Source organism: Rhodococcus sp. MPR-R1B (assembly GCF_058793255.1).
The window spans coordinates 24,786-49,647 of sequence record NZ_JBXAFO010000007.1 but is presented as its reverse complement, the minus strand read 5'-3'; the positions used below and the strand labels follow the sequence as shown (position 1 = coordinate 49,647).

25 protein-coding genes and 2 tRNA genes are annotated in these 24,862 nt (G+C 62.8%); 18 read left to right on the top strand and 9 right to left on the bottom strand.

All coding sequences use genetic code 11. The annotated features are described in order from the left end of the window. Position 1: 1 nt before the first annotated feature. From ureG to AC1Q61_RS12030, 6 genes are all read left to right on the top strand, one after another. A complete protein-coding gene (ureG, locus tag AC1Q61_RS12055; RefSeq protein WP_007731713.1) occupies positions 2-643 on the top strand; it encodes an urease accessory protein UreG in 642 nt (213 codons plus the stop codon). Continuing rightward, the gene (locus AC1Q61_RS12050; RefSeq protein ID WP_007731712.1) at positions 640-1,587 is read left to right on the top strand and encodes an urease accessory protein UreD; all 948 of its coding nucleotides are present in this window, start codon (positions 640-642) and stop codon (positions 1,585-1,587) included. The genes ureG and AC1Q61_RS12050 overlap by 4 nt, the downstream gene beginning before the upstream one ends. A 34-nt stretch (positions 1,588-1,621) precedes the next feature. Continuing rightward, entirely contained in the window at positions 1,622-2,665 is a 1,044-nt protein-coding gene (yut, locus tag AC1Q61_RS12045; RefSeq protein WP_030535783.1) for an urea transporter, read from the top strand. 104 nt (positions 2,666-2,769) lie between these two features. Beyond that, positions 2,770-3,291 (top strand): gluconokinase, encoded by a 522-nt coding sequence (locus AC1Q61_RS12040; RefSeq protein ID WP_030535782.1) that lies wholly within the window; start codon positions 2,770-2,772, stop codon positions 3,289-3,291. Beyond that, positions 3,288-4,070 (top strand): SDR family oxidoreductase, encoded by a 783-nt coding sequence (locus tag AC1Q61_RS12035; protein ID WP_007731708.1) that lies wholly within the window; start codon positions 3,288-3,290, stop codon positions 4,068-4,070. The genes AC1Q61_RS12040 and AC1Q61_RS12035 overlap by 4 nt, the downstream gene beginning before the upstream one ends. A gap of 45 nt (positions 4,071-4,115) precedes the next feature. Continuing rightward, the gene (locus AC1Q61_RS12030; RefSeq protein ID WP_007731707.1) at positions 4,116-5,042 is read left to right on the top strand and encodes a D-isomer specific 2-hydroxyacid dehydrogenase family protein; all 927 of its coding nucleotides are present in this window, start codon (positions 4,116-4,118) and stop codon (positions 5,040-5,042) included. Here AC1Q61_RS12030 and nac read toward each other — a convergent pair. Continuing rightward, on the bottom strand, positions 5,036-5,959 hold the full coding sequence (gene nac / locus AC1Q61_RS12025; RefSeq protein WP_030535780.1) for a nitrogen assimilation transcriptional regulator NAC: 924 nt from the start codon (positions 5,957-5,959) through the stop codon (positions 5,036-5,038). The genes AC1Q61_RS12030 and nac overlap by 7 nt on opposite strands. Before the next feature lie 191 nt (positions 5,960-6,150). Between nac and AC1Q61_RS12020 the strand changes: the two genes are divergently transcribed. The 6 genes from AC1Q61_RS12020 (at position 6,151) to AC1Q61_RS11995 (ending at position 11,961) form a co-directional block, all read left to right on the top strand. Then, positions 6,151-6,954 (top strand): LamB/YcsF family protein, encoded by an 804-nt coding sequence (locus AC1Q61_RS12020; protein ID WP_042921153.1) that lies wholly within the window; start codon positions 6,151-6,153, stop codon positions 6,952-6,954. Further along, a complete protein-coding gene (locus AC1Q61_RS12015; protein WP_172403470.1) occupies positions 6,951-7,658 on the top strand; it encodes a 5-oxoprolinase subunit B family protein in 708 nt (235 codons plus the stop codon). Before AC1Q61_RS12020 ends, AC1Q61_RS12015 begins: the two co-directional genes overlap by 4 nt. After that, positions 7,651-8,724: a 5-oxoprolinase subunit C family protein gene (locus tag AC1Q61_RS12010; protein ID WP_042447693.1), complete on the top strand. Its 1,074-nt coding sequence runs from the start codon at positions 7,651-7,653 to the stop codon at positions 8,722-8,724. The genes AC1Q61_RS12015 and AC1Q61_RS12010 overlap by 8 nt, the downstream gene beginning before the upstream one ends. Further along, on the top strand, positions 8,721-10,055 hold the full coding sequence (locus AC1Q61_RS12005) for an MFS transporter (RefSeq protein WP_492650900.1): 1,335 nt from the start codon (positions 8,721-8,723) through the stop codon (positions 10,053-10,055). The genes AC1Q61_RS12010 and AC1Q61_RS12005 overlap by 4 nt, the downstream gene beginning before the upstream one ends. A gap of 95 nt (positions 10,056-10,150) precedes the next feature. Then, a complete protein-coding gene (locus tag AC1Q61_RS12000; RefSeq protein ID WP_007731698.1) occupies positions 10,151-10,906 on the top strand; it encodes an SDR family oxidoreductase in 756 nt (251 codons plus the stop codon). 11 nt (positions 10,907-10,917) lie between these two features. Then, positions 10,918-11,961, top strand: a complete 1,044-nt coding sequence (locus AC1Q61_RS11995) for an L-idonate 5-dehydrogenase (RefSeq protein WP_030535776.1) — start codon at positions 10,918-10,920, stop codon at positions 11,959-11,961. A gap of 59 nt (positions 11,962-12,020) precedes the next feature. Here AC1Q61_RS11995 and AC1Q61_RS11990 read toward each other — a convergent pair whose 3' ends face one another. The 4 genes from AC1Q61_RS11990 to AC1Q61_RS11975 all read right to left on the bottom strand — a co-directional run bounded on the left by AC1Q61_RS11990 (position 12,021) and on the right by AC1Q61_RS11975 (position 15,134). After that, the gene (locus tag AC1Q61_RS11990; RefSeq protein ID WP_020905845.1) at positions 12,021-12,689 is read right to left on the bottom strand and encodes a 4-carboxy-4-hydroxy-2-oxoadipate aldolase/oxaloacetate decarboxylase; all 669 of its coding nucleotides are present in this window, start codon (positions 12,687-12,689) and stop codon (positions 12,021-12,023) included. A gap of 25 nt (positions 12,690-12,714) precedes the next feature. Further along, entirely contained in the window at positions 12,715-13,923 is a 1,209-nt protein-coding gene (locus tag AC1Q61_RS11985; protein ID WP_042921151.1) for an aspartate transaminase, read from the bottom strand. Positions 13,924-14,083: 160 nt separating this feature from the next. Further along, a complete protein-coding gene (locus tag AC1Q61_RS11980) occupies positions 14,084-14,488 on the bottom strand; it encodes a DUF4259 domain-containing protein (RefSeq protein ID WP_042921148.1) in 405 nt (134 codons plus the stop codon). 25 nt (positions 14,489-14,513) lie between these two features. Further along, positions 14,514-15,134, bottom strand: a complete 621-nt coding sequence (locus AC1Q61_RS11975) for a LysE family translocator (protein ID WP_007731691.1) — start codon at positions 15,132-15,134, stop codon at positions 14,514-14,516. Between the two features lie 399 nt (positions 15,135-15,533). On the opposite strand from AC1Q61_RS11975, the gene AC1Q61_RS11970 reads away from it, so the two are divergent. After that, positions 15,534-16,544: an alpha/beta hydrolase gene (locus tag AC1Q61_RS11970; RefSeq protein ID WP_030535774.1), complete on the top strand. Its 1,011-nt coding sequence runs from the start codon at positions 15,534-15,536 to the stop codon at positions 16,542-16,544. Positions 16,545-16,552: 8 nt separating this feature from the next. Here the strand turns inward: AC1Q61_RS11970 and AC1Q61_RS11965 are convergent, their stop codons facing one another. The 3 genes from AC1Q61_RS11965 to hisC form a co-directional block, all read right to left on the bottom strand. Continuing rightward, a complete protein-coding gene (locus AC1Q61_RS11965; protein WP_003943978.1) occupies positions 16,553-17,422 on the bottom strand; it encodes an MYG1 family protein in 870 nt (289 codons plus the stop codon). Positions 17,423-17,459: 37 nt separating this feature from the next. Continuing rightward, positions 17,460-19,154 (bottom strand): bifunctional metallophosphatase/5'-nucleotidase, encoded by a 1,695-nt coding sequence (locus AC1Q61_RS11960; RefSeq protein WP_215515578.1) that lies wholly within the window; start codon positions 19,152-19,154, stop codon positions 17,460-17,462. Positions 19,155-19,254: 100 nt separating this feature from the next. Further along, positions 19,255-20,331: a histidinol-phosphate transaminase gene (gene hisC / locus AC1Q61_RS11955; protein ID WP_007731684.1), complete on the bottom strand. Its 1,077-nt coding sequence runs from the start codon at positions 20,329-20,331 to the stop codon at positions 19,255-19,257. A gap of 61 nt (positions 20,332-20,392) precedes the next feature. On the opposite strand from hisC, the gene AC1Q61_RS11950 reads away from it, so the two are divergent. The 5 genes from AC1Q61_RS11950 to AC1Q61_RS11930 all read left to right on the top strand — a co-directional run bounded on the left by AC1Q61_RS11950 (position 20,393) and on the right by AC1Q61_RS11930 (position 23,521). Then, positions 20,393-21,112: a dienelactone hydrolase family protein gene (locus tag AC1Q61_RS11950; protein WP_003943860.1), complete on the top strand. Its 720-nt coding sequence runs from the start codon at positions 20,393-20,395 to the stop codon at positions 21,110-21,112. Positions 21,113-21,208: 96 nt separating this feature from the next. Beyond that, a tRNA-Ser gene (locus tag AC1Q61_RS11945) sits at positions 21,209-21,300 on the top strand. Positions 21,301-21,382: 82 nt separating this feature from the next. Further along, positions 21,383-21,455: transfer RNA gene (locus AC1Q61_RS11940), tRNA-Arg, on the top strand. Positions 21,456-21,692: 237 nt separating this feature from the next. Then, a complete protein-coding gene (locus AC1Q61_RS11935; protein WP_215515595.1) occupies positions 21,693-22,154 on the top strand; it encodes a hypothetical protein in 462 nt (153 codons plus the stop codon). 188 nt (positions 22,155-22,342) lie between these two features. Continuing rightward, complete coding sequence (locus tag AC1Q61_RS11930) at positions 22,343-23,521, top strand: cation:proton antiporter (protein ID WP_215515596.1); 1,179 nt, start codon at positions 22,343-22,345, stop codon at positions 23,519-23,521. 73 nt (positions 23,522-23,594) lie between these two features. On the opposite strand, the gene AC1Q61_RS11925 is transcribed toward AC1Q61_RS11930, so the two are convergent. Continuing rightward, on the bottom strand, positions 23,595-24,797 hold the full coding sequence (locus tag AC1Q61_RS11925; protein ID WP_030535753.1) for a DUF6461 domain-containing protein: 1,203 nt from the start codon (positions 24,795-24,797) through the stop codon (positions 23,595-23,597). Positions 24,798-24,862 lie beyond the last annotated feature (65 nt).

Sequence of the window (24,862 nt, the reverse complement as noted above, 5' to 3'; positions counted from 1 at the left end):
AATGAAGAAGACAACGCGCATCGGAATCGGCGGACCCGTGGGTTCGGGTAAGACCGCGCTCATCGAGGCGATCACACCGGAGTTCATCAAGCGGGGCACCAGCGTTCTGATCATCACCAACGACGTGGTCACCACCGAAGATGCCAAGCATGTGCGCAAGGCTCTCAAAGGTGTTCTCGTGGAGGAACGTATCGTCGGCGTAGAGACGGGAGCCTGCCCCCACACCGCCGTCCGCGAAGACCCGAGTATGAATCTCGCGGCGGTCGAGGACATGGAGAAGACGTTCCCCGACACCGACGTGGTGTTCATCGAAAGTGGCGGCGACAACCTCACACTGACGTTCAGTCCGGCTCTCGTCGACTTCTTCATCTATGTCATCGATGTGGCCGCAGGCGACAAGATTCCGCGCAAGAACGGTCCGGGAATCTCGCAGTCCGACATCCTGGTCATCAACAAGACCGATCTCGCACCGTACGTCAACGCCGATCTCGGAGTCATGGATCGCGACTCCAAGGGGATGCGCGGCGACAAGCCGTTCGTCTTCACCAATTGCATGACCGGGGAAGGCATCAAGGAAGTGGTGGACCTCATCGTGCACGGAGTCCTCTTCGACGAAGAGGAAGTGGGAGCGAGCGCACCGTGAGCGCAACGTCCGTCCCGGGAGCATCGCGGTCGCTCCCGGGGCCGATCCCGACCATCCCGGAACTCGACCAGTACCAGGACCAGCCGAAGCAGGCCCCGGCCGGCAAGGTCGGGAAGACCGGCGTTCTCGAGATGCGATTTGTCGACCGTGGCGACAAGACGATTCTGCGGGACATGTACCGCAAGACACCGCTGCTGGTTCAGCAGGCGCTGTACTGGGACGAAGCGTTGCCGACCATGCCGTGCGTCTACATGATCTCGACGTCCGGCAGTGTGCTGCAAGGCGATCGACTGTTCCTGACCATCGAGATGGAACCGGGTTCCCTCGCGCACGTGACCACTCAGTCGGCCACCAAGGTTCACCGGATGGATGCCAATCACGCGTCGCAACTCCAGAAAGTGGTGCTCGCGGAGAATTCGTATCTCGAACTGATGCCCGGGGTGACGATCCCACACCGCAACGCGAGGTACTACGCGCGCACCGACATCACGGTGGATCCGACTGCAACGCTGTTGTTCTCGGAGATCGTGATGTCGGGTCGCAAGTACCACGACGGCGGAGAGATGTTCGTCTACGACCTGTACTCCACAATGATCAAGGCGGAGCGTCCGGACGGGAAGAACCTCTTCACCGAGAAATTGGTGATCGAACCGGCACGCTTCCCCGTGCGATACGGCGGAATCATGGGCGACCACGACGTGTTCGGCAATGTCATCCTGCTGACACCGAAGGAGCACGCCGACGCGATTCTCGAAGAGGTAGTTCCGGGCCGTGACGGCAAGGTCGTTTCCGGAGCGAGTCGGCTACCGAACGACGCCGGTCTCATCTTCAAAGTCCTCGGTCCGGAGAGCGAACCCGTCAAGGCGAAGGTTCGTGATTTCTGGGCTCTGGTGCGAAAGGCAGTTCTGGACACCACCATTCCGCCCGTCCCGCTGTGGGGATGACGCGGATCGTCGGAGAAGGATCGAGGGACGTGCGATGACCACCATCACCAAACCCTGGGACGACGTCGCGGACAAGAACGTCGTGCTCAGATTCATCGACACCAATCTCAAAGGCTCCGGGCAGGTGATGTTCCAGGGCAATGCGCTGACGGGCCTGCTGTTTCTGGTCGGTATCTTCTGGGGAGCGATAGCCGCGGACACGATCACCGTCGCAATTGGTGCCGTGGTGGGTCTGGTGGTATCCACCGTCACCGGCATGATGCTGCACTCCGACGACGATTCGATGCGTATCGGCCTGTACGGATACAACGGAGTTCTTGTGGGAGCTGCCTTTCCGACGTTCCTTGCCGGCGGTGTGATGCTGTGGATCTACCTCGTGGTGGGAGCTGCCGCGTCGACGATCGCGTTCCTGGCCGTTGCCAATGTCTTCAAGACGTGGGGCGTACCGGCGCTGACCTTTCCGTTCAACCTCGTCAACTGGTTCTTCCTCCTCGCGGCGTTCCAGTTCCTGCGGATCGAAACGTCAGACCTCAGCGCGGGCCAGTTTCCCCAGCACATCGGGGACGCGTCAGTTCATGCCGAAATTACTTTCAGCTTCCTGTGGGACACGCTGTTCCGCAACGTCTCCCAGATCTTTCTGATCAACAACACCGTCACCGGCATTATCTTCGTGATCGCGCTGCTGGTCGCGTCGCGTTGGGCGGCGTTGTTCGCGCTCATCGGTTCCGCGATAGCGATGGGTTCGGTACTGGCGCTGGGCGCAAACACCGTCGACATCGGCAATGGTCTCTACGGGCTCAGTTCGGTGCTGACGGCAATTGCTCTCGGATCGGTGTTCTACAACCCGTCGTGGCGTGTGTTCGTCTACACCGTCTTCGGAGTACTGGTGACTGTTGTCATCCACGGCACGCTGGTGTCTGCCTTTGCTCCGATCAGCCTGCCGGCCGGAACGGGCCCGTTCGTCTTCGCGACGTGGCTGTTCCTGCTGCCGAAGAAGAAGTTCGTTCCCATCCAGCACGACACCATCGAGGGTGGAGCGGCCGAGGGCAAGGATTCGATCGCGAAGGCGAACGGATAGGGCTCGAACGGGCAGAAGTTCCTAGATCGTTCCGCTATGGCACCCTCGCGAACCTGTATCACTCGAGTATTGTCTGGCCTTCGGTAGTCGGGCATGGTCGAAGCATGACCGTGCAGGTAGTTGTGATGGGTGTGGCCGGTGCTGGAAAAAGCACCGTGGCAGTGGGTCTCGCCACGTCTCTCGGGGCAGACTTCGTCGACGGTGACGATCTGCACCCCGAGTCCAATGTCGCCAAAATGCGTTCGGGGACACCGTTGACCGACGAAGACCGTGTGCCGTGGCTCGACGCGATCGCGGCCTGGCTTTCCGAGCGTGCCGATGCGGGACGAACAGGCGTCGTTGCCTGTTCGGCTCTGCGAAAGGACTATCGGGGCCGGTTGCGCCCGGACGGTCTCGACGTGCAGTTCGTCCACCTGGCCGGTGATTTCGAGACTATCTCCGCACGTATGCGTTTCCGCGCCGGGCACTTCATGCCGGAGAGTCTGCTCATCTCCCAGTTCGAGGCTCTCGAACCGCTTACAGACGACGAGCGCGGCATCACGCTGAATGTCGTCTCCGAACCGAGCACACTGGTGGGCGAGGCAGTCGACTACATCCATACATCTCAGAGGAGCGTCACAGCGTGAGTAGCACCGCAAGCCCCGGCCCGTTCGACATTTCCGGGAAGGTCGCGCTGGTGACGGGTTCGAGCCGAGGCATCGGCTCGGCCCTCGCGACTGGTCTCGCCGAGGCGGGTGCGGTGGTGGTGCTCAACAGCCGAAATTCCGACGTGCTCGAAGCCGAGCGTCGACGCATCGCCGACGCGACCGGCGCAACGGTGCACGCATACGCGTTCGACGTCACCGATTCGGCCGCCGTCCGGGATGCGGCGACACGCATCGAGGCGGAGGTCGGCCCGGTCGAGATCGTTGTCAACAACACCGGCGTGCAGCACCGCGCCCCGCTTCTCGAGTTCGGCGACGACGACTTCCGGCGTGTCATGGACACCAACCTGACCAGTGCGTTCTACGTCGGACGTGAATTCGCCCGCGGCATGGTCGAGCGCGGACACGGGAAGATCGTCAACATCTGCTCGGTGCAGAGCGAACTCGGCCGAGCGGGAATCGCACCGTACGCGGCCAGCAAGGGCGGGCTCAAGATGCTCACCCGCGGAATGTGCGCTGACTGGGCACCCTTCGGTTTGCAGATCAACGCGATCGCACCGGGATACTTCGACACCGAACTGACCTCTGCGCTGGTCAACGATCCGGAGTTCACCGCGTGGCTCGCCAAGCGGACACCCGCCGGACGTTGGGGCCGTACCGAGGAGCTGATCGGGTCGCTACTGTTCTTGGCCTCCCCGGCTTCGGATTTCGTCAACGGTCAGATCCTCTACGTCGACGGCGGAATGACGGCCGTCGTCTGATTGTCCGCTGTTAGATCGTCCGCTACTCGAACAGAAAGCACCCACATGACAGACGCCAGCGCCCCTCGCATCCACCTCGGTCCCGTCGAGGATCCTCACGTCGCCGACGGAATACGCCGAGCCGGTGGAGTTCTCGTTCCACTGGCAGACGCCGAGGGCGTCGTGTGGGTACACGGGCCGGAGACGTTCCCGTCGTCGCTACCCGATTCGGTTCGTTGGGTGCAGTTGCCGTTCGCCGGCATCGAGCCCTGGTTCGACGCCGGGGTGATCGACGACAAGCGGGTCTGGACGTCTGCTGCCGGAGCGTACGCGGGCAATGTTGCCGAACATACGATGATGCTTCTCCTCGCCGGAGTTCGTTCTCTCCCCGAACAATTGGCGGCGCAATCGTGGCGCAAGGAAGAGTTCGACCCGCGGGTGGGCACTTTGCAGGGCTCGACAGTGGCGATCATCGGTTGCGGCGGAATCGGCCGTGCGTTGATCCCGTACCTCGCCGCGTCCAAAGTCAAGGTCATCGCGATCACCCGCTCCGGGACCCCTGTCGAGGGTGCTTCCGAAACGCTCTCGGCCGACCGCACCGGCGAAATCTGGTCCAAGGCAGATCACTTCGTGATCGCAGCACCGTCGACATCCGCGACGCGGCATCTGGTCGGCAAGGCCGAACTGGACCAGATGTCGGAGTCGAGCTGGATCGTGAACATCGCGCGTGGCACCCTCGTCGACACGGACGCATTGGTCGACGCACTGGAAGCCGGTTCGATCGGCGGGGCGGCACTGGACGTCACCGATCCCGAGCCGTTGCCGGACGGGCATCGGTTGTGGAAGCTGCCCAACGCGATCATCACTCCACACGTCGCCAACCCGGCTACGACGCTCACCCGCGTCCTGGCAGATCACGTTGCAGCCAACGTCGCCCGATTCGCCGCAGGTGAGGACCTCGCCGCCGTGATCGATCCGTCGGCGGGCTACTGACCGCTCGCGTTGGTTCCCTTCACGTAATCGGCAACGACGGTGCGCAGAACATCGCGCACCGCCTCGGCCGGTTTGGAGAGGGGCTGATTGGCCGGGGTGCCAAGGGAGACATGCACTTCGATGCCCGGCTCGATGCGTCGTAGCTCGAGCGCTTCGACGTCCATGACCCTGCGGGCCACCGACCACGGCAGAACCGTCGCGCCCAATCCGGTGCGTACGGCCTCGGACAGCGTCATCACCGATTCCACTTCGGCCACGACGTTCGGTTGCTGCTCTGCACGGTCGAAAGCCTGCTCCACCACCTTGCGGATGGTGTGCATCCGACCCGGAAGCAATAGTGGCAGTTCGGCGATCTCGGGCAGGGAGATGTCGGATCCCGATTCGCCTGCCAGTCCGGTACCGAACGGGGCAACCACCACCAGCTCCTCGGTGAGCAAGCGTTCGAACGTCACACCCTTGATCGGGCCGGCGTCGTACAACAACGCCAGATCCATGCGACCGGTCATCATCGCTTCGCTGAGCACGCCACCGAAGTTCTCGTTGATGTGCAACAAGATATTCGGGTGCTGCTCGCGCACACGGGCCAAGAGCGGCAAGGCGATTGCCGTGGCGGTGCTGTACGGGGCGAGGCCGACCGAGACGCCACCCGCCAGCGCCCGTCCGACCACGGACACCTCGGCCTGGGCACTCTCCACCTGACGCAGAATCACCTGAGCATGCCGATAGAGTGCGTGCCCCGCATCGGTCGGCTCGACACCCTGTTTGCTGCGGATCAGAAGTTGCTGACCGAACTGCGTTTCCAGCGACGTCATCTGTTGGCTCAGGGCGGGTTGTGCGATGTGCAGGATGTCGGCGGCTCGGGTGATGCTGCCGGCATCGACAATTCGTACGAACGAGTAGAGCCTTCTCGTGTCCATGCTGTGCAAACTACCAGCTCAACGGACATATCGAATTCCGATCACCCCAACGCGAAACGGTATTAACAACCCTTTGGCGTTCCTGAGTAGCGTCCCAGAAACACCGAAGTCGACACACAGAACTTCGACAGTCGGACCAACCACGGGCAACGGCGCCCGTACGAACAAGTAAACGAACCGGAAGGACCGAAATGGCAACCAGCATCGATCTTGTCGCCGATCTCGGCGAAGGTTTCGGCACGTGGACCATGGGCGCCGACGATGCTCTGCTCGACACGCTGACTTCGGCCAACATCGCTTGCGGATTCCATGCAGGCGATCCACGAACCATGGATGCGACCGTGCGGGGGTGCGTATCGCGCGGTATCGGCATCGGCGCGCATCCGAGTTTTCCGGACCTCGCCGGATTCGGACGTCGCGCGATGGATCTCAGTGAGAACGAGGTCCGAACCGACGTGCTGTTCCAACTCGGCGCCCTTCACGCCTTTGCGGTCGCGAGCGGAACGTCGTTGTCGCACATCGCTCCCCACGGCAAGCTCGGGAATCTTGTTGCCGTACGCCAGGATTACGCGCGCGCCGTCGTCGATGCGGTCGCGGCCTTCGATCCGTCGTTGATCGTGCTCGCCCAGGACGGGGCGTTGGCCGACGAGGCGACTGCCCGCGGATTGAGCGTCGGCATCGTCGGAATCGCGGATCGCGCATACAACTCCGACGGAACTCTCGTGCCCCGCAGCGAGCCGGGAGCGGTGATTCACGACGTCGACGTTCTGGTCGAGCGGACCGTTCGGATGGTGGTCGAGGAAGTCGTCGAAGCTGTGGACGGCACGTTGATCCCGGTTGTCGCCGATACGGTCCTCGTGCACGGTGACAACCCCGGTGCCGTCGCGAACGCGAAGGCGATTCGCGCCGCGCTCGAGGCCGCCGGTGTCACCATTGCGCCGCTGACCCGGGTCGTGGCGTCACGGCGGGCCCGTGATGTCGGGTGTCCCGCGTGAAGACCTACGTCGCCGACTGCGGTGACGCCGCCGTTCGCGTCAGTGTCAGCGGCGGGACCGCCGAGCAGAACTGGAACACCGTTCGATCGATCGCTGCACGTTTCGATCTCGGTGCCGACGGCATCGTCAGCGTCATCCCGACATACGACGCCCTGCTGGTCGAGTTCGACAACCTCCTCACCGACCACGACGCCGTCCGCGGCCTGGTTCGCGAAGCAACGACTATCCCCCGACCACTGGAAGGTGAACCTAGGACGTTCGAGATCCCCGTCGTCTACGGGGGCGAACACGGCCCGGACCTGGGTGATACAGCGCGGTTTCTCGGCGTCACCGAAGCCGAAGTGGTGCGCCTTCACTCCGCAGCCCCGTTGGTCATGCGTTGCTACGGCTCACCCGGCGGCGCCCCGATGCTCGACGGCCCGGCGTTCGGCCTTCCCATCCCGCGCCGATCGAGCCCGCGACCGCACGTCGCGGCCGGTTCCGTTGCGGTGGCCGGACGTCAGGCAGTCGTTTCGGCCAGGCCTGCGCCCGGCGGTTGGGCAGTGATCGGCCGGACCCCGCTCATCTTGGTCGATCCGGCGTCGGAGCAGATTTCTGCCTACCGCCCGGGCGATCTGTTCGTCTTCCGTGCGATCGACGCCGATCGCTGGGACGACTTCGACGGACGCTCGCTCCTGCCCGTAGGGGGTGATCCCCATGGCTGAGACCGTCACCGTCCTGACTCCCGGAATCAGCTCCGTCCAGGATTTGGGGCGTGGATCGGCGTCACAGTTCGGTCAGGCGACGGGCGGCGCAGCCGACCAGATCAGCGCGGAGATCGCCAACGCGTTGGTGGGTAGTAGGCGCGAGGCCCCGCTACTGGAGTTGACGGCCCTCGACTTTTCAGCGTCGGCGTCCACGGATCTGCTGATCGCCGTCACGGGTGCACCCGCAACGGTGACGGTGGACGGACATCGGCAACCGCAGTGGGAACCGATCGTCTGGCGAGCCGGTCAGCGGCTTGCCGTCACCGGAATCCACGACGGATTGCGCGTCTACGTCGCCGTCCACGGAGAGCTGACGGCCGACTACCTCCTGGGCAGCTGCGCTCCCGACCAGGTCCTCGGATTCGGCCGTCACTTGACCGCGGGGGAGACGCTGGTCGTCGACACCGACTGCCCGCCGATCGACCACCCGGTCTTCCGGCTACCGCTGTTCCGGTTGTTGCCCGACCGACCGTCCTTCGGCAACGTGTGGACGCTCGAGGTGACCGATGGCCCCGACATCGACGACTTCGGGGAGAGTGCAGCCGCGCTGTTCGGCACCGAATTCGTGGTGGGCGATCAGAGCAATCACATCGGGCTTCGGCTGGCATCTACCGATGAGCAGCCGCTCCCACAGCGCACCGGCACCGGCGAGGTCCTCTCGCGCGGCGTCCCCATCGGCGCCGTCGAAGTACCCGCTGGCAACGAACTTCTGGTCCTGCATCGAGGTAGAGGCGTCACCGCCGGTTATCCGGTGCTGGCAGTCGTCACCACCGTTTCACTCTCACAGCTGGGACAGGCCCGACCCGGGCACCGCGTCCGATTCCGGAACTGCAGCGTCGCAACGGCGGTTGCAGAGCACCGCGAACAGCAGCACCGCATCGCCTTGCTGAGGCGGCGTGTGGAGAACGTATTCACCACCCTCCGGATACCTCTTCACACCTCGGAAGCCCGAGTACCGAGCCACGTCGGCACCACACGCCCCGCGAGCGCTCCGCGCCGCGCGTCTATTTTGGAGACAGCATGACCAACACCATCGAAGCGGTAGACGGCCAGGTAGCCGACCCGCGCAAGGTCCGGAAAGTCGTCGCAGCGGGCTGCGTCGGCATCTTCGTCGAGCTCTACGACAACGGTGTCTTCGCGTTCATGGCGACGGCACTGGCCATCGTGTTCTTCGACGTATCGAAGTCGAGCGACGCGCTGATGCTGGTGTTCGCCGGCTACGCGGTCTCGTTCTTCGTTCGACCCCTCGGCGCGGTGGTCTGCGGCATCCTCGGCGACCGGATCGGTCGACAGAAGATGTTGGTGTTCGTCATCATGCTGATCAGCGTGGCGACCGCCGGTATCGGCTTGCTGCCCACCTACGCGGCCATCGGTATCGCGGCACCGGCACTGCTGATCTTTCTGCGGATCGTGCAGGGATTCTCCGTCGGTGGTGAAGCTGCCGGCGCCATGACGTTCCTCGCCGAACACGCCCCGGAAGGCAAGCGCGGCTTGATCACGAGCTACGCGCAGATCGCGTCGTTCCTCGCACTGCTGACCGGAACGATGATCGCGTTTGCCATGTCGCCGTGGCTCAACGCCGACGCGATCAACGGCGGCGGACTCGCATCGTGGGCGTGGCGCATCCCGTTCCTCATGGCCATTCCGATGGGAATCATCGGCTGGTACATCCGCCGCGCGATCTCCGATACCCCGAACTTCGAGCGGCTCAAGGAATCCGGCGGTTTGTCGCGCAATCCGTTCAAGGAAGCATTCTCCACTCCCGAACACCGTCGCGCCATGATCCTCGCCCTGTTCATCCCCTTGATGAATGGTTCCGGCTACTACGTTCTGTTCTCGTACATGCCCACGTTCCTCAAAGGCGATCAGATCGGATTCTCGACCGGGACAGCGCTTCTCGTCACCGCATCCAGCCTGGTCGCGATCTGCTTCGCGATTCCGTTCATGGGTGCTCTCTCCGACCGGATCGGTCGCAAGAAGGTCATCGCCGGTGCAGCTGCGGCAATGGCGATCGGAGCGATCCCCTGCTATGCCATGATCGTGACCGGCAACGTCGGCCTCGCCGTTCTCGGTGCTTGCCTCATGGCAGTGATCTTCGCCGGGCACACAGCCGTCATCCACATCCTGATCGTCGAACTGTTCCCCACGCGGGTTCGCTACTCCGCCTACGGTTTGGGTTACAACATCTCGTCCGCACTCTTCGGTGGTACCGCACCGTTGTTGATGACCTGGTTGATCCCCGAATTCGGTATCTACGTTCCCGCCTTCTACGCGGTCATCACCGCAGTCGGCACGCTGATCGCGGTCAGCACCATCACCGATCGCGCCCACGTTCCGCTACGCGACACTCTGTGACTTCTCGCGTGAGTCACTCCTGATCCGGCCCGGTGGCCGCCTGCAGTCCGCGGCGGCCGCCGGGTCATACCAATTTCTTCCTGTAGGAGCACACAATGCCTTTCTCCGATTACCGCACAGCTCTCGTCACCGGCGCCAACACCGGAATGGGTGCCGCCGTCACCGAGATGTTCACCAAGCGCGGACTGACGGTCTACGGCGTCGCCCGCAATGCCGACAAGCTCGGTGAGGTTGCCGATCGCACCGGAATGATCCCTCTGCCCGTGGACATCACCGACACCGCCGCGCTCGCCGAAGCTGTCGGCGGACTGGAGATCGACATCCTCGTCAACAACGCGGGGGTGTCCGCAACCGGAAACATTCTCGACGCCGAAGAAGCATCGGTCGACGCGATGGTGGACGTGAATCTTCGTGCGGTGCTGCACCTGTGCCGCATTCTGCTGCCGGGAATGGTGGAGCGCGATCTAGGTCATGTCGTCAACATCAGCTCCATCGCCGGCCTGTACAACTTCTACGGCCACACTGCCTACCACGCGACCAAGGCTGCGGTGCACCAGATTTCGCGCCAGCTGCGAAACGACTGCATCGGCAAGCGGATTCGAGTGACCGAGATCTGCCCTGGCCGGGTCGAGACCGAGATCTTCGGTCGCAACCTCGGCGGCACGCCCGAAGCCATGAAGGAAGCGTGGGAGACCTTCTACGAAGGCTACGAATCCATCACTACCAAGGACATCGCGGATACCATCGAGTTCGCGATCGACGCCCCTGGCCACGTCAATCTTGGTCTCATCGAGGTGCTCCCCACCTTCCAGGTGCCCGGTGGCCTCGACTTCATCCGTCGCAACGACTGAGAGAGCGCATCATGAGTTTTGTACTACCGGAAACGACGCTCGGAGTGGTGGCCCATGCGGCAGGTGACCTGCGGGTCGAGCATGTTGCGTTGACTGCGCCGACCGCCGAGCAGGCAGTGATCGAGATCGCTTACGGCGGTGTGTGTGGATCAGATCTGCACTACTGGACGCACGGCGCGGCGGGGGAGTCGATTCTGAAGGCACCGATGCTGCTCGGTCACGAGGTGGTCGGCACGGTCGTGACGGCCGCAGCGGACGGAACGGGGCCGGCAGTTGGAACTTCCGTGGCCGTACACCCCGCAACGCCCGGTGGGACCGCGCCTCGGTTCCCGAGCGATCGGCCCAACCTCTCGCCCTGCTGCACATACCTGGGAAGTGCAGCGCAGTACCCACACACCGAGGGCGCCTTCGTGAAATACGCAGTGCTCCCGACACGCATGCTCCGGGAACTGCCCGAGGGGTTGGACCTGCGGACTGCGTCGGTAGCCGAACCGGCAAGCGTTGCCTGGCACGCTGTTTCGCGAGCGGGAGACGTACGCGGGAAGAAGGCGCTGGTCGTCGGCTGCGGACCCATCGGCGCACTGGTCGTGGCTGTGCTCAGACGAGCAGGCGCGCAGTCGATCACCGCGGTCGACGTGCACGACGTTCCGCTGCAGATCGCGTCGACGCTCGGTGCGGATCGGGTTCTCGAGGCCACCGACGCCGAGGCAGTCGCCGCATCCGATGCCGACGTGGTCGTCGAGTGCACCGGCAATCATCGCGGGCTCGAATCCGCTATTCGCGGGGCGACGCGCGGTGGACGGGTGGTCATGCTCGGGCTTCTTCCGTCCGGACCTCAACCGGTACACATTTCGCTGGCGATCACGCGAGAGTTGGAGTTGGTGGGCTCATTCCGCTTCAACGACGAAATCGACGAGGTGCTGCTCGCCCTCGCCGACGGTTCGCTTGCTGTCGATGCTGTTCTCACACACGAATATCCGGTCGAGGAAGCTCTGGAAGCCTTCGCAGTCGCCAAGGATGCTTCGGTGTCGGGGAAGGTGCTGTTGCGGTTCTGAGTCCTTCGACCCTGTGCGCCTTTATTAACCGCGGGCGGTTAATAAAGGCGCACAGCAGGTTATTCGACCACCAGGCCCTTGGCTTCCAGCAGGGCAGTCAGATTGCTCACCTCGAGTGGGGTCTCGCCTCGCTTGTAACGCTCGATGTACCCGGCTTCGGCTTCGTCACGGGCACGCGAGAGTTCGATTGCCTCGGCAACCTCCTCGCGTCGGATAACGACGACGCCATCGCAGTCACCCTTGACGACGTCACCGGGATAAATGACCTGTTCTCCGAAGACCAGGGGATGGTTGATCGGGCCGAGAGATTCCTTGACGGTTCCCTCGATGTACACGTGCTTGGAGAAGACGGGGAATCCGAGTTCGCGGATCTCCCGGGTATCTCGCACTCCGCCGTCGGTGACCAGTGCCGCAATGCCGCGCGCGACACAGGCATTGGCCAGAACATCGCCGAACTGGCCGGCGGCTTGATCACCTGAAGAGACGATCAGGACGTCACCCGGCTGTGCGTAGCTGATCGCAACCTGCAGCATGAGGTTGTCGCGGGGATGGCACTTGACTGTGAAAGCGGAGCCGCAGAACTTCATGTCGCGGTCGATCGGCTTGATCGCCGGATGCAGCGAGCCCTTACGTCCCTGTGCCTCGTGAATCGTGGCTGCGGAGAACGTTCCCAGTTCGGCAATCAGGTCCTTGTCCGCGCGGTCGATCTTGGTCTTGACGTGAATCATCTTGTACTCCAGAAAGTATGAAAGATCAGGAAAGGCGTTCGACTGCGGCGGCGATCTGTGCCGCGGCTTTTTCGAGGATCGCCTCGGATGTGGCGAAGGAGATGCGGAAGTAGGGCGAAGCGCCGTAGGCCGAACCCTGAATAGTGGCAACTGACGCCTCGTCGAGGAGATAGAGGACGAGATCCTGGTCGGACTCGATCACGGTGCCATCCGGGGTCTGCTTGCCGATCAAGCCGGCACAGTTGACGAACAGGTAGAACGCACCCTGCGGCACGACGGGCTCGAGCCCGGGGACAACACTGAGGAGGTGAGCCGAGAGGTCGCGTCGTCGTCGGTAACTTCGTACGGATTCGGTGAGGAAACTCTGGTCGCCGGTGAGGGCTTCTACTGCTGCGGCCTGGCTGATCGAGGACGGGCAGGAAGAACTCTGACCCTGCAGTTTGTTGACGGCGCCGATCAATCCGGAATTTCCGAGTCCGTATCCGAGTCGCCACCCGGTCATGGCATGAGACTTGGAGACTCCGTTGGTGACCAGTACCTGATCACGGAGGTGCGGAGCGACCTGCAGCAGACTCGGGATCGGAGCGTCGCCGAAGTTGATCTCGTCGTAGATCTCGTCGACCAACACACTGACATGGGGATTGGCCTCGATCACTTCGGCGAGGGCCTGCAGCTGCTCGCGGGTGTACACAGATCCGGTGGGGTTGCCCGGGGCATTGAGGATGACCCACTTGGTGTTCGAAGTGATTGCAGCGGATAGTGCTTCGGCTGTGAGAAGAAAGTTGTCGGACTCCTCGCACTGAACGATCACCGGAGTTCCGTCGTGAGCGAGGACCATATCCGGGTACGAAACCCAGTAAGGGGCGGGAACGATAACCTCGACGCCGGCTTCGACCGTCGCCATGAGAGCGAGGAAGATGACCTGTTTCGCGCCGCCGCCGACGGTGATCTGGTTGTCCGCGTACTGGATTCCGGTTCGCGAAGCCGCGCGTGCTGCGATTGCCTCGCGTAGAGCCGGGATGCCGTTGACTGCGGTGTACTTGGTCTGACCCGTGTTGATCGCAGTGATCGCCGCAGACTTGATGTTGTCGGGTGTGTCGAAATCGGGCTCCCCGACGGTCAGGTCGAGTATTTCACGGCCCTGGGCCTTCAGCTCGCGCACTCGTTGTGCGGCAGCCACACTCGGCGACTCCCTGATTCTGTCGACGCGCGCAGCCGGAACGAAAGTCGCCATGATGGTCTGCTCCTGGGTCCGGGGTGAGCGTGGATTCCCGTCGTCGACGAGCCACAGTTCTCACTCGGTGATCCGTTCGACCATAGGGTCCTACCAGGGCATCTGACCAAGACCGAACCGTTGTGGCCCGATAAGCAAACGTGATGGAGCGGCGACGGAATCAGACCGACAGAACGCGCAAATCCTCGAGACCGTCCACGACGGGAACGCGCCACGACGCAAGCTCTTCCGGTCCCTGCTCGTCCCACAATTCGAACAGTTCCGAATCGGTCGATGCGATGGTGCGCTCCACCATTTCGATCAGCCAGGTGAGCCGCTCGCTGGTCAGGGCCGCGGTGAAGGAATCGAGATCGAGGTCTTCGGTGGCGGGGTCGCGCTTGCGATCGGCGCGCACGATCAGCACCAATTCGAGCAAGGCGATGGCGATTTGTCCGCCGTCCACCTCGAGGTAGTCGTCCTCGAATGCCCACTCCACCGATTCGAAGGTGAAGTCACCGTGTCCGATGGACGCGATCAAATCCCCTGCACCGTCGTTCTCGAACGGTCCCGATCCCCACGCGCCCACTGTCTACTCTTTTCCGATTGCCGTCTCAGCGCGCTTCGAGCGCGATCTTCGCTCCGAATCCTAGAAGAACTGTTCCGGTTATGCGCTCGAGTGCCTGTCGCACTCGGGGCTTCTCGAAGGTGCTACGCGCTCGCGAGAGAAGGACCACGTAGCCACTGAGCCACACGATGGTGATGGCTGCGTGGATGAGCACCAGCAATGCAAGCGACGGTCCCGTCGGCCACCCGGCCGGAACCAACTGCGGCAACAGTCCGGTGTAGAAGACGGCGATCTTGGGGTTGAGCAGGTTGGTGGTGAAGCCCGTCTTCCATGTCCCGGCCTTCTGCGATCGTGGAGCGTCGGCATTGTGTTGCATCCGCGACGTCCGGCTCTCCCACAGTGCTCGCACACCGAGATAGATCAGGTAAGCCGCGCCGGCGAGCTTGACCACCGTGTACGCCTCGGCCGACGCGGCGAGGATCGCCGAAAGCCCGAGGACGGTCAACAGACCCCACACCAGAAGGCCCGAGACGATGCCGGCCGCTACCCGGAAACCGGCAGATCTGCCCGCGCCGAGAGCAGCCTGCGTCACGACGGCCATGTCGGGCCCGGGGACCAGAGTCAGTAGGGCGAGCACAGCTGTGGCGGCGAGCAGAGCGGTCAGCATGCAACAAGTATGAAGTCGGGGTGGGGAGCATTGTCGGCCGGTGGTGTCGTGCCTGTGAACAAAGAGTGGCACGGCGGTGTGAACTGCATGGACACGCCCGGAAACCGGCGTCTCGCGAGCCCTGTTCGACAAAGTTATGCACACTGTGGGGAAACGAATCGTTGCAGGTAGGAGGAATAACTCTGTTGTAATTCATCCTTTTGTCCACAGGTTATGCACAACTGGGAAGTGGATGTGAATGAAGTTATCCACACCTTTGTGTGCATCGGTGGAGAACTGTCTAACTCCATTGGATACCCGCGAGTAATAAATCCCAACCAGTGGGTTGACCCTGGGACGTTCGTCCTGTCCAATCGAGGGTCAGCGGTAGTCGTGCGATGCTCAGGGGGCGCTTGACGGATGCGGAGATTTGGGTTTGTCGGGATTGTGTTGGTCGTGCTCGCGCTTGTCGTGGGCGGAGTGGCGTATGCCGAACCGGCACCTGAAAACCCACCAGGAGATTCGGCCGGTCAGGCCGGGGCTCACATCAATCGCATAGAGCAGTTGTCGCCCACACGCAGTGCCGTGTTCGTCGAGTCGCCGGCCATGCGACGCGAGGTACAAGTGCAGGTTCTGCATCCAGCGTCGAGTGCCGGTTCGCGTCCGTCCTTCTACCTACTCGACGGCGTCAGTGCCGGTTCGGAATCCGGATACTCCGAAAGCACCTGGACTCAAAAGACCGACATCGAAGCGTTTTTCGCCGACAAGAACGTCAACGTCGTTCTCCCTGTTGGCGGTACCGGCAGTTTCTACACCAACTGGAAGAACGACGATCCGAACCTCGGTGTGAACAAGTGGGAATCGTTTCTCGCTGAAGAGCTTCCGGCGTTGATCGATTCTGCGTTTTCCGGAAATGGGACGAATGTGGTCGGCGGGGTGTCCATGGGTGCGCTCGGCGCGGCCAACCTCATCACACATCACCCGAAGCTCTATACCGGATTGGCCTCGTACAGTGGCTGTCTCGACAACTCCGAATCGTCCTCGCAGGATTCCGTGCGGCTCACCGTGGCCAGCAAGGCGGGCGACGCCACCAACATGTGGGGCCCGGCGTCGGACCCCGACTGGCAAAAGCACGACCCGTCCACCAACGCGGAAACGCTGCGTGGGAAGACGATCTACGTGTCCTCCGGTACAGGTGCGCCCGGAGAATACGACAACGTCTTCACCCCGAGTGGACTGCAGACTGCCATCGAAGGTGGACCGCTCGAGGCGCTCGCTAATACGTGCACACAACTGTTCGAAGCGAGGTTGGGGGAGTTGTCGATTCCCGCAGTGTTCGCGTATCGGAACGACGGCACCCATTCGTGGCCGTACTGGCAAGACGCGCTTCACGATTCCTGGCCGACGGTGAAGACGGCGCTGGGAATGTGAGCTGAGAACTACTCGGCCAGTGCCAGTTCGAGCAATTGGAGGGCGCCGTCACGGGTCTGCGCAGCCGCGATGAACCCGGCCTTGTGGCAGAAGACCGAACTGTCGACGCCCGTCTGGGCGGCAAGATCCGAGCCGTTCAGGCCGCGCCACGGCTCCGGCAACAGCTTTCGTGAACCGAACTTGGAGTCAGCAGGCTTGACCGTCTGAATCGACCAGCCGCCGTTGGTGTTCGGGAAGATGGTGAACAGCAGCTCTGGCTGGGCCGACGCGGCGCGGCCGTGGGGAACGAAGCGTTCCAGCACGACGAAGCGCGGATCCGTTGCTTTTTCGTAGGTCTCGGTGAACTCGCGTTCGGCCGCCGCGTCGCCGGCATACTTGGCGCGCAGGCGAATCAAGACCTGGGTTGCGAGAACGACGGCCAGCTCGAACTGGGTGTCGAACTCCTCGTCGGTGGACGAGATCGGATTGAAAAGGTCCAGCACGGACGACAGATCAAAAGGCTTGGTGCCGTAGTCGTTGAGGGTGTAGATCTCTTGGCCGTTGTCGACGGCGTCGATGCCCTCGACCAGTCGGCTGTCGATACGGCGGAACACGGAGGCGTCGCCTTCACAGAACTGCAGGCCGTATTCCTGCCAGAGCAGACCGAAGGCGGAGTACAGGATGCCGTTGCTGCGCTCGCCGGCATCACGCTGGTGATGGTCGAAGCGCCCCTCGGCCGGGTTGTAGCGACCGCCGACGTCGAGCACGATGTCCGCGCTGTCGAGGACGGACTCGTCACGGCTGCGAACGACGGTGGCGTCGGGGTACAGCTGCTTGAGCAGCGATACGCCGAAGACGTCGTCTGCATGGAACTTGCCGTTATGGGTCGCGATGATCACCCGTCGAGACTAGGCAATCGAGCGCGGGGATGCCTAGTCAGCCGATGGTGCGGATGCGGTCGGTGGCAGGTGGCGAGACCGGTGACCCGGCTGCGAACAGGGCGGTCAAGGCGTCGAGGTCGTTGCCCGCACCGGTCATCTGGGTGGAGTTCTTCAGTGCGGTGAAACCGTCCCCGCCCTCGGCGAGGAACTTGTTCACCACGACGCTGTAGACGCCGTCGGGGGCGATGTCCTGCCCGTTCAAGCGCATTTCCGAGATTCGCGAGCCCGGCGCTGCTCGCCGGTCCAGAGCGTAGGTGAAGCCCGCGGACGGGGAGAGGATGCGCTCGGTAGCGGTGCCGTCGAGGTCGATCTGGAATTGCTGTTCGAGAGCGTCCTTCAACACCGCTCCTGTGACGGAGAGCACCTCGAGGCTGTTACCGAAGGGTTGAACACCGTAGGCCTGGCGGTAGGTGACCTGGCCGGAAGTGCCGAAGTCCAAGTCCTCGCGCATGCCGCCGGGGTTCGTCAACGCTAGTTGGGCGCCTCGTGTCGATCCGGCGGCGAGTTGAGCGTCGGCGACCAGGTTGCCGAGTGTCGATTCGCCGCTGGGTACCCGGTCCCGTGTCAGATCGGCGGTGATGGTCCCCACCGGTCGCTGAGCGCTTTCCGATGCCTCCGACCAGGCTCGGTCGGCGAGCGCCTGAATATCGGGATCCGGCGAAATATCGTGTGTCACTATCTGATTGAACGCGGACGTCTGATCGCGAACGACCTCGCGGGTGTTGCGATCGATGGTGACGTCTGCGACGGACACGATCCGGCCGTGCGAAGCGCCCTGCATCACGACTCTGGGATTGCCTGCGGGATCAGGGAATTCGCAGTTGTACTGCTGGTGGCTGTCGGCGGTGAAGATGACGTCCACCTTCGGTGACGCACGAAGGGCGATGTCGCGGGCCGGCCCGGACTCGACGTTGCAGTCGTTGGGCCCACCTTCGACGGCCGGTTCGTCCCCACGGTGCAGGAGGACGGTGATGGCTTTGACGCCGAAGAAGTCGAGGACGTCGGCGGTGCGGTTGATCGCTTCGACCTCGTCGCCGAACTGCAGATCGGCGATCCCACCCGGTGTCACGATCTGCGACGTGTTGGCGGGGGAAATCGCGATGACTCCGAGCGGAATGCCGTCGACCATGTTCACGGTGAAGGGCAGCGTGGCCGGGGTGCCGTTGGTGTACGTCATGTTCGCGGCCATCAGCGGGAAGTTGGCGCCGCCGAAGGACGGACTGAACGTGCACGCATCGACGGCGGAGCAACCGCCGGACTGCATGCGTCGGAACTCGGCGAGCCCTTTGTCCAGTTCGTGGTTGCCGATCGCGGAAGCGTCGATCTTCATCCGGTTCAGGAGTTCGACCGTCGGTTCGTCGTTGAACATCGCCGACTCGAGCGCCGACGATCCCCAGTTGTCACCGACCGAATACAGCAGCGAGTTGGTGGCCTGGCTGCGAAGTTGCGTCACGTAGGCCGCGAGATACGCCGCGCCACCTGCGGGAGTGAGCGAGCCGTCGGCCTGCCTGATCTCGCTGCGAACACCTTCCGGCGGGCGGAGACTGCCGTGCAGATCGTTGAACGCCAACAGACGTACCGACACCGTGTCCTGGGACTCTGCGTTGGCGACGCCGCTCAGGGAGGTCGCGGTGGTGGCGAGAAGGGTCGTTGCGAGCACGGCACACGTTCGTGTCATGCGTCGCGTCATGCGTCGTGCTCCCTCACTCGGACCGGCCTCGAACCTCCCTGAGTGTGCCCGTCTGCCGAAACGAATTCCAGTCCTCGGCGTAACAGTTATGTATCGAGTGTCACGCGGTGACGCCGATGCCCGCGGCCTGCTTCGCGACGTCGGTGTTCGCGAAAGCGAGGAATGCGTCGTTCTCGTGTGGATCGCCGATGGTCATCCGGACGCCCTCGACGCCGTACTGGCGGATCAGAATGCCCGCTTCGGTACTCGCCTCGGCAAAAGCGGGAGAGAGTTCTCCGAGGGGGAGATAGACGAAGTTCGCCGACGACTCGGGGACGGTGTACCCGGCTTCGATCAGAGCGGTTCGAACTCGTGTCCGCTCGGCGATGACACCTTCGGTGCGGGCAAGCAGTTCGTCTGCTGCAGCCAGGGAAGCGATTGCGGCGGCCTGCGCGACAGCGCTCACGGTGAACGGGGTGTGCACCTTGCCGAGGGCCACGATGATCTCCGGATCCGCGACCGCGTAACCCACGCGGATTCCCGCGAGGCCGTACGCCTTCGAGAAGGTGCGCAGAACAACCACGTTGGGGCGGCTGCGGAACAGCTCGATGCCGTCGGCGTCCGAGCGTGAGTATTCGAAGTACGCCTCGTCGAGTGCGACGACGACGTGCGCCGGGACCGCGTCGAGGAAGCTCTCGAGCTCTGCCTTCGACAGTGCGTTGCCGGTCGGGTTGTTGGGGTTGCATACGAAGATCAACCGCGTGCGATCCGTGATCGCGGCCAGCATCGCGTCGAGGTCGTGGCCGAAGTCCTCGGTCAGCGGAACCTTGACCGAGACGGCATGGCCGACCTGGGTGACCACGGGGTACGCCTCGAACGAACGCCACGCGTAGATGACCTCGTCACCCTGATCGCAGGTGATCTGCACGAGTTCCTGGCACAGCGTCACGGAGCCACAACCAGCGGCGACGTTGGCCGGCTCGACTTTCAGGAAGCTGGCCAGCGCCTCGATGAGTGCGACCGCGGCATTGTCCGGGTAGCGGTTGGCATTGGCGACCGCGTCGGCGACGGCGTCACGCACACCGGGCAACGGCCCTACTGTCGTTTCGTTGCTCGCCAGCTTGATCGCACCCGGAAAATTGCGTCCGGGAACGTAGGCGGGGATGGAGGCGAGGTCAGGGCGAATGTGTGCGGTCACGAGTCGATTATGCGCGCACTGATTTGGTGCGTAGCGGCCGTCTGCGTGTCAGAGTTAGAAGATGTCGGAAATCTTCCGAGCCACCGCGTATCTGCGCGGAGCCGAAGGGGAGGTCGCCACGGCTGTTCCGCTGACCGTGGTGGAGCCGGACGGCCCGACGAGGGGCGGGATCGTCGTCCTGCATGAAGCCCGGAAGTTCAGCCCGGCTCTGCTGAATCTGATGTGCGCGCTTGCCGGCGAAGGGTGGGTGAGCGTCGCACCTCACCTGTTTCACCGCGAACCCGAACACATGCAGGGTGAGGTGTTCGGTGACAACCTCTTCGCCGACTTCGACGCGACCCTCGATTGGCTCGTCGGACGCGAAGTTCTCGCAGACACCATCGGGGTGCTCGGATTCGACGACGCCGGTACCGCCGCGATGCTCGTGGCCACCAGCCGTCCGGTCGGCGCCGCGGTGAGCGTCGCCGCCCGGGGAATCGTCGAAGCCTTGTCGGTGGATGCTCAGGCGCTTGTCGACGCGGCCACTTCCCTGCAGGCGCCGTGGCTGGCGCTGTACGGCGAGGACGATCCCAGCACGCCTCGCGAACACGTGACTCTGCTCCGGGAAGCGACCGCGAAGGCCGACGTCGCGACACTGGTGGTCAGCTACGCCGGACTGGCTCACCGGGCGGACGAGCCGCCACAGCTGTCCGAGGACGCTGACCTCGACGACCCTGATTCGGCCTCGATCATCGAAGCTCAGACCCGGATCTTCGACTGGTTCGACAGCCACCTGCGGTAAGTCCACAAAACAGCCCGCTGACCACACGTTTTGCCTTTGGTGGCGAAGGGTGTGTAATCTTTCGATCCGGCGGTCCGAAAGGATCGGAACCCCCAGGGAGGCGTGCCAGAGCGGCCGAATGGGACTCACTGCTAATGAGTTGTCCCTTTTACGAGGGACCGGAGGTTCAAATCCTCTCGCCTCCGCCAAGCCGGTGATTTTGACCGGCGGGTTAGAAATGATAGAAATTACGACGGTAAGACACGCAAGACCAGCAAGACAACAGAACATGCGCCCGTAGCTCAACGGATAGAGCACTTGACTACGGATCAAGAGGTTAGGGGTTCGAATCCCTTCGGGCGCACAACAGAAAGCCCCTCACCAGCAGAGATGCCGGTGAGGGGCTTTCTTGTATGCAAGTGTCCTTTCATGGCGACGTTGGTCACATCTTGACCCGTTTGGCGGCTGACCAGACCTGACCTCCGAATTGACGTTCTCGATCCTCGTATCGCGCCGCGGTGTCTCGGGCGGGCGGCTCGCGACTCTCGGGACTTCGCCAAATCGCCATTTAGCGGTCCGATCGGTCTGGTATGCATTGCTGATGAATCGGACTATCTCGGTTGTGCTCGTGATTGGTGTTGCGGTCGGAGCTCTAGTTGGGTGTTCGGGTAAGTCCGACACTGTTGTAGTTTCATCGACGCAGTCGGCCTCGTCATCCGCAGCGACGACGATTGAGGCCGCACCGCAGCGTGGCGATCAAACGCAGGAGGGCTTGGAGGCCGCGCTGGACGAGCAGTGGGCACTCGCGCAGAGTGCGGACTGGGCTGGGATCTATGATCTCAGTTCGCCTCGTTGCCAGGTTCAATACTCGGTTGAAGAGTTTGTGGCAGCGCTCGACGACGCGTACGCGGATCGGGATTTCAGCGGGACGCCCGAGTATCTGATCAACATGAACGGTGACTCGGTAGCGACCGTTGTCATCAAGGCTCCGGACGGCAAGAGTCCGATGACGGCGGGGGGATGGAGTTACATCAACGGTTCTTGGTACGACGACGACTGCTAGGCCGATCCTGCGGGCGAAGTTGTGGGATCTGTCGACGTGGCCGGCATCCGATGAGGTGCCGAGTCTGCGCGACATGATGGCCGAGCAACATAGCCTGCGCGTCGAGGACCTCGAACCTGCCAGACAAGAGGCGTACCGCAAGTACCTGTACTGAACGCAGATTTGTCACCTATGTCCGATAATGATCCGTGCCTTCAATTGCCTCCTCGCTGTTCTGGATTGCGCTGATCGCGGCCATCGCGCCGATAGTCGCGGGCTTGATCCCCCGTCGACTGGTTCCCGAAGTGGTGTTGCTACTGGTCGCGGGCGCAGTGGTCGGGCCGTTCGCCCTCAACATCGCAGCTGACAGCGAAGCGATCGGCATCCTGCGCGAACTCGGCCTCGGCATGCTGTTCCTGCTCGCCGGCTACGAGATCGACCGACAGGAACTCAGTGGGCGCGGCGGACGTCGAGCGCTCTACACGTGGCTGTTCTGCCTCGCGCTGGCGTTCACGGTGGTCGCGCTGCTTGGCATGAGGAACGTGATCTCCGCCGAAGCCGCTGTTGCCATCGCGATGACGTCGACCGCTCTGGGCACGCTGCTGCCGATCCTCAAGGACAACAAACTCCTCGACACACGCTTGGGTAGGACCGTCCTCAACCACGGGGCCGTCGGCGAGCTCGGGCCGGTCGTCGCGATGGCGGTGCTGCTGAGTGCCCGTGGCGCCATCCTGTCGCTGATCGTTCTTGCCGTCTTCGCCGTGATCGCCATCATCGTGGCGGTGCTGCCCGGCAAGCTGATTCACGAAGGCTCGTGGACACATCGCCTGGTGCGGGCAGGGGCGGACACGACGGCGCAGACGACGGTCCGCCTCACCGTTCTGTTGTTGGTCAGCCTCGGAGTGCTGTCGGCCGTGTTCTCACTCGACGTCATTCTCGGTGCATTTGCGGCCGGCTTCATCCTGCGGCGATTGATGCCAGAGGGCGACGAGCGCCTCGAGATCAAGCTCGACGGGATCGCCTTCGGGTTCCTCATCCCGATTTTCTTCATCACTTCAGGCATGGCGATCGACGTCTCGGCGGTCGCCGCCAGTCCCGGCATACTGATTGCGTTTTTGATCCTGATCGTTGTCGTCCGGGGCGTGCCGGTGTTCTTCGTGACCAAGTTCGAGAAGGTCGAACCACCCTTCACCACGCGCGAAAGTGCGCAAGTCGCGTTGTACGGGGCTACCGGCCTGCCCATGATCGTGGCGGTCACGGGCGCGGCCGTCGACGCGCATCAGATGTCCTCGGACAACGCGTCGATTCTTGTCGCGGCCGGGGCGATCACGGTTCTGCTGTTGCCGATGATTGCCACTCTGTTGTCGAAGAAAGAGAAAGTGTCCTGATTCAGAGATCCAACTGCTCGTCGAGCCAGTCGAACATCCGCTGATCCGTCAGACGCTTCGCTTGCTTCGATTATCAGGGGCCGGAGAAAAAGCCGTCGTCGACGTCGATACCGGTTTCCAGCGCCGATATCTCATGGCTGCCCGTTCGGTCCGCCCACCGCAAAGGGATCCCGGTTTCCGCGTCGAACGCCACCGTGGCATCACGGCCGGCCCAATCCGGTGGCATCGCGAATTCCCACGCTCTCCGCCCGTCGACCTCTACTTCCCGCCCTGTCGTGTCGGGTGGGCGTAGGTCGGCGAAAGGTGTGTACGGCCAGGTTCTGTGTATCTGGAGAAGTTGTTCGATATGGATGTCGAGACTGTATCCGCCGTTTCGTCGTTCGAGGACCCCGTCGGTGCGGAACCACGTCTGCTTCTGTCGGTTCTGCAGAAACAGCACTCCCTGCTCGTCTTCGAGACGGATGCAGGTGCGCGGCTTGAACCAGAATTCGAGTCGCACGGAGGGACGACCGCCGGGGGGTCGCCCGCGGAACATCACCCCATGTAGCGGAATCCGTTCCGCCGCTTTGTAACGTCGCGCTACCTCGCTCCACGCAGCGGGCGACTTTCGCGGAGAAGCCTCAGATGGTACATCTGCCGAGGGGGACTGTCCTGACTTGGGGACAACGGCCACCATAAATTGGCCTTCCACGAATAGCGAGGCGGGGACTGCGACGCCGGTGATCTGCTCGGCGAGAGCAAAGGCGCCCTCCAACGCATGCTCACCTGCATAGCCTTGGGCGTCATCGTCGATTCCGATTCCGCCGACATCGAGAATCAAATCCACCATCCGATCGTCCCCGACCACCGGGCTGGATCCGAAGAGTTCGAATTCAGCCACGCGTGTGCCGTTCGACCACCAGATGAACTGGCTGTCGGCATTGACGCTGAGATAGTGCGAAGCCACCTCGCGATCGGATAGAAGGGGCCGCATCAATTCTTCCGAGATAGCGAAGGAACCGCCGTTGATCTGCATCAACAGTGTGCTGTCGTCGCCCACCGCCGCGACTGCGACTACCTGCCCAGCCCCGGCTGTCTCGGGCTGTTCAGTGAGATCGGACATCACCTCGCCGAGTTCGGCGATCCCGATTGCCTCCGATTGTGTGTTCTCGTCGGCGCCGAGGGCACTCAACACCTGTGCGGGAGTGGACCGAGGGATGAGTGCAGCGCAGTACCCAAGAGACAGGCTCGTGTTGAGGTACTGCTGAATCCACACATAGTCGTGATAGGTAGGCACACTCGCACGCTTCCACAGATTGATACCCGACGAATGCCGAACTCCATCGAGCGCACAGCAAATAC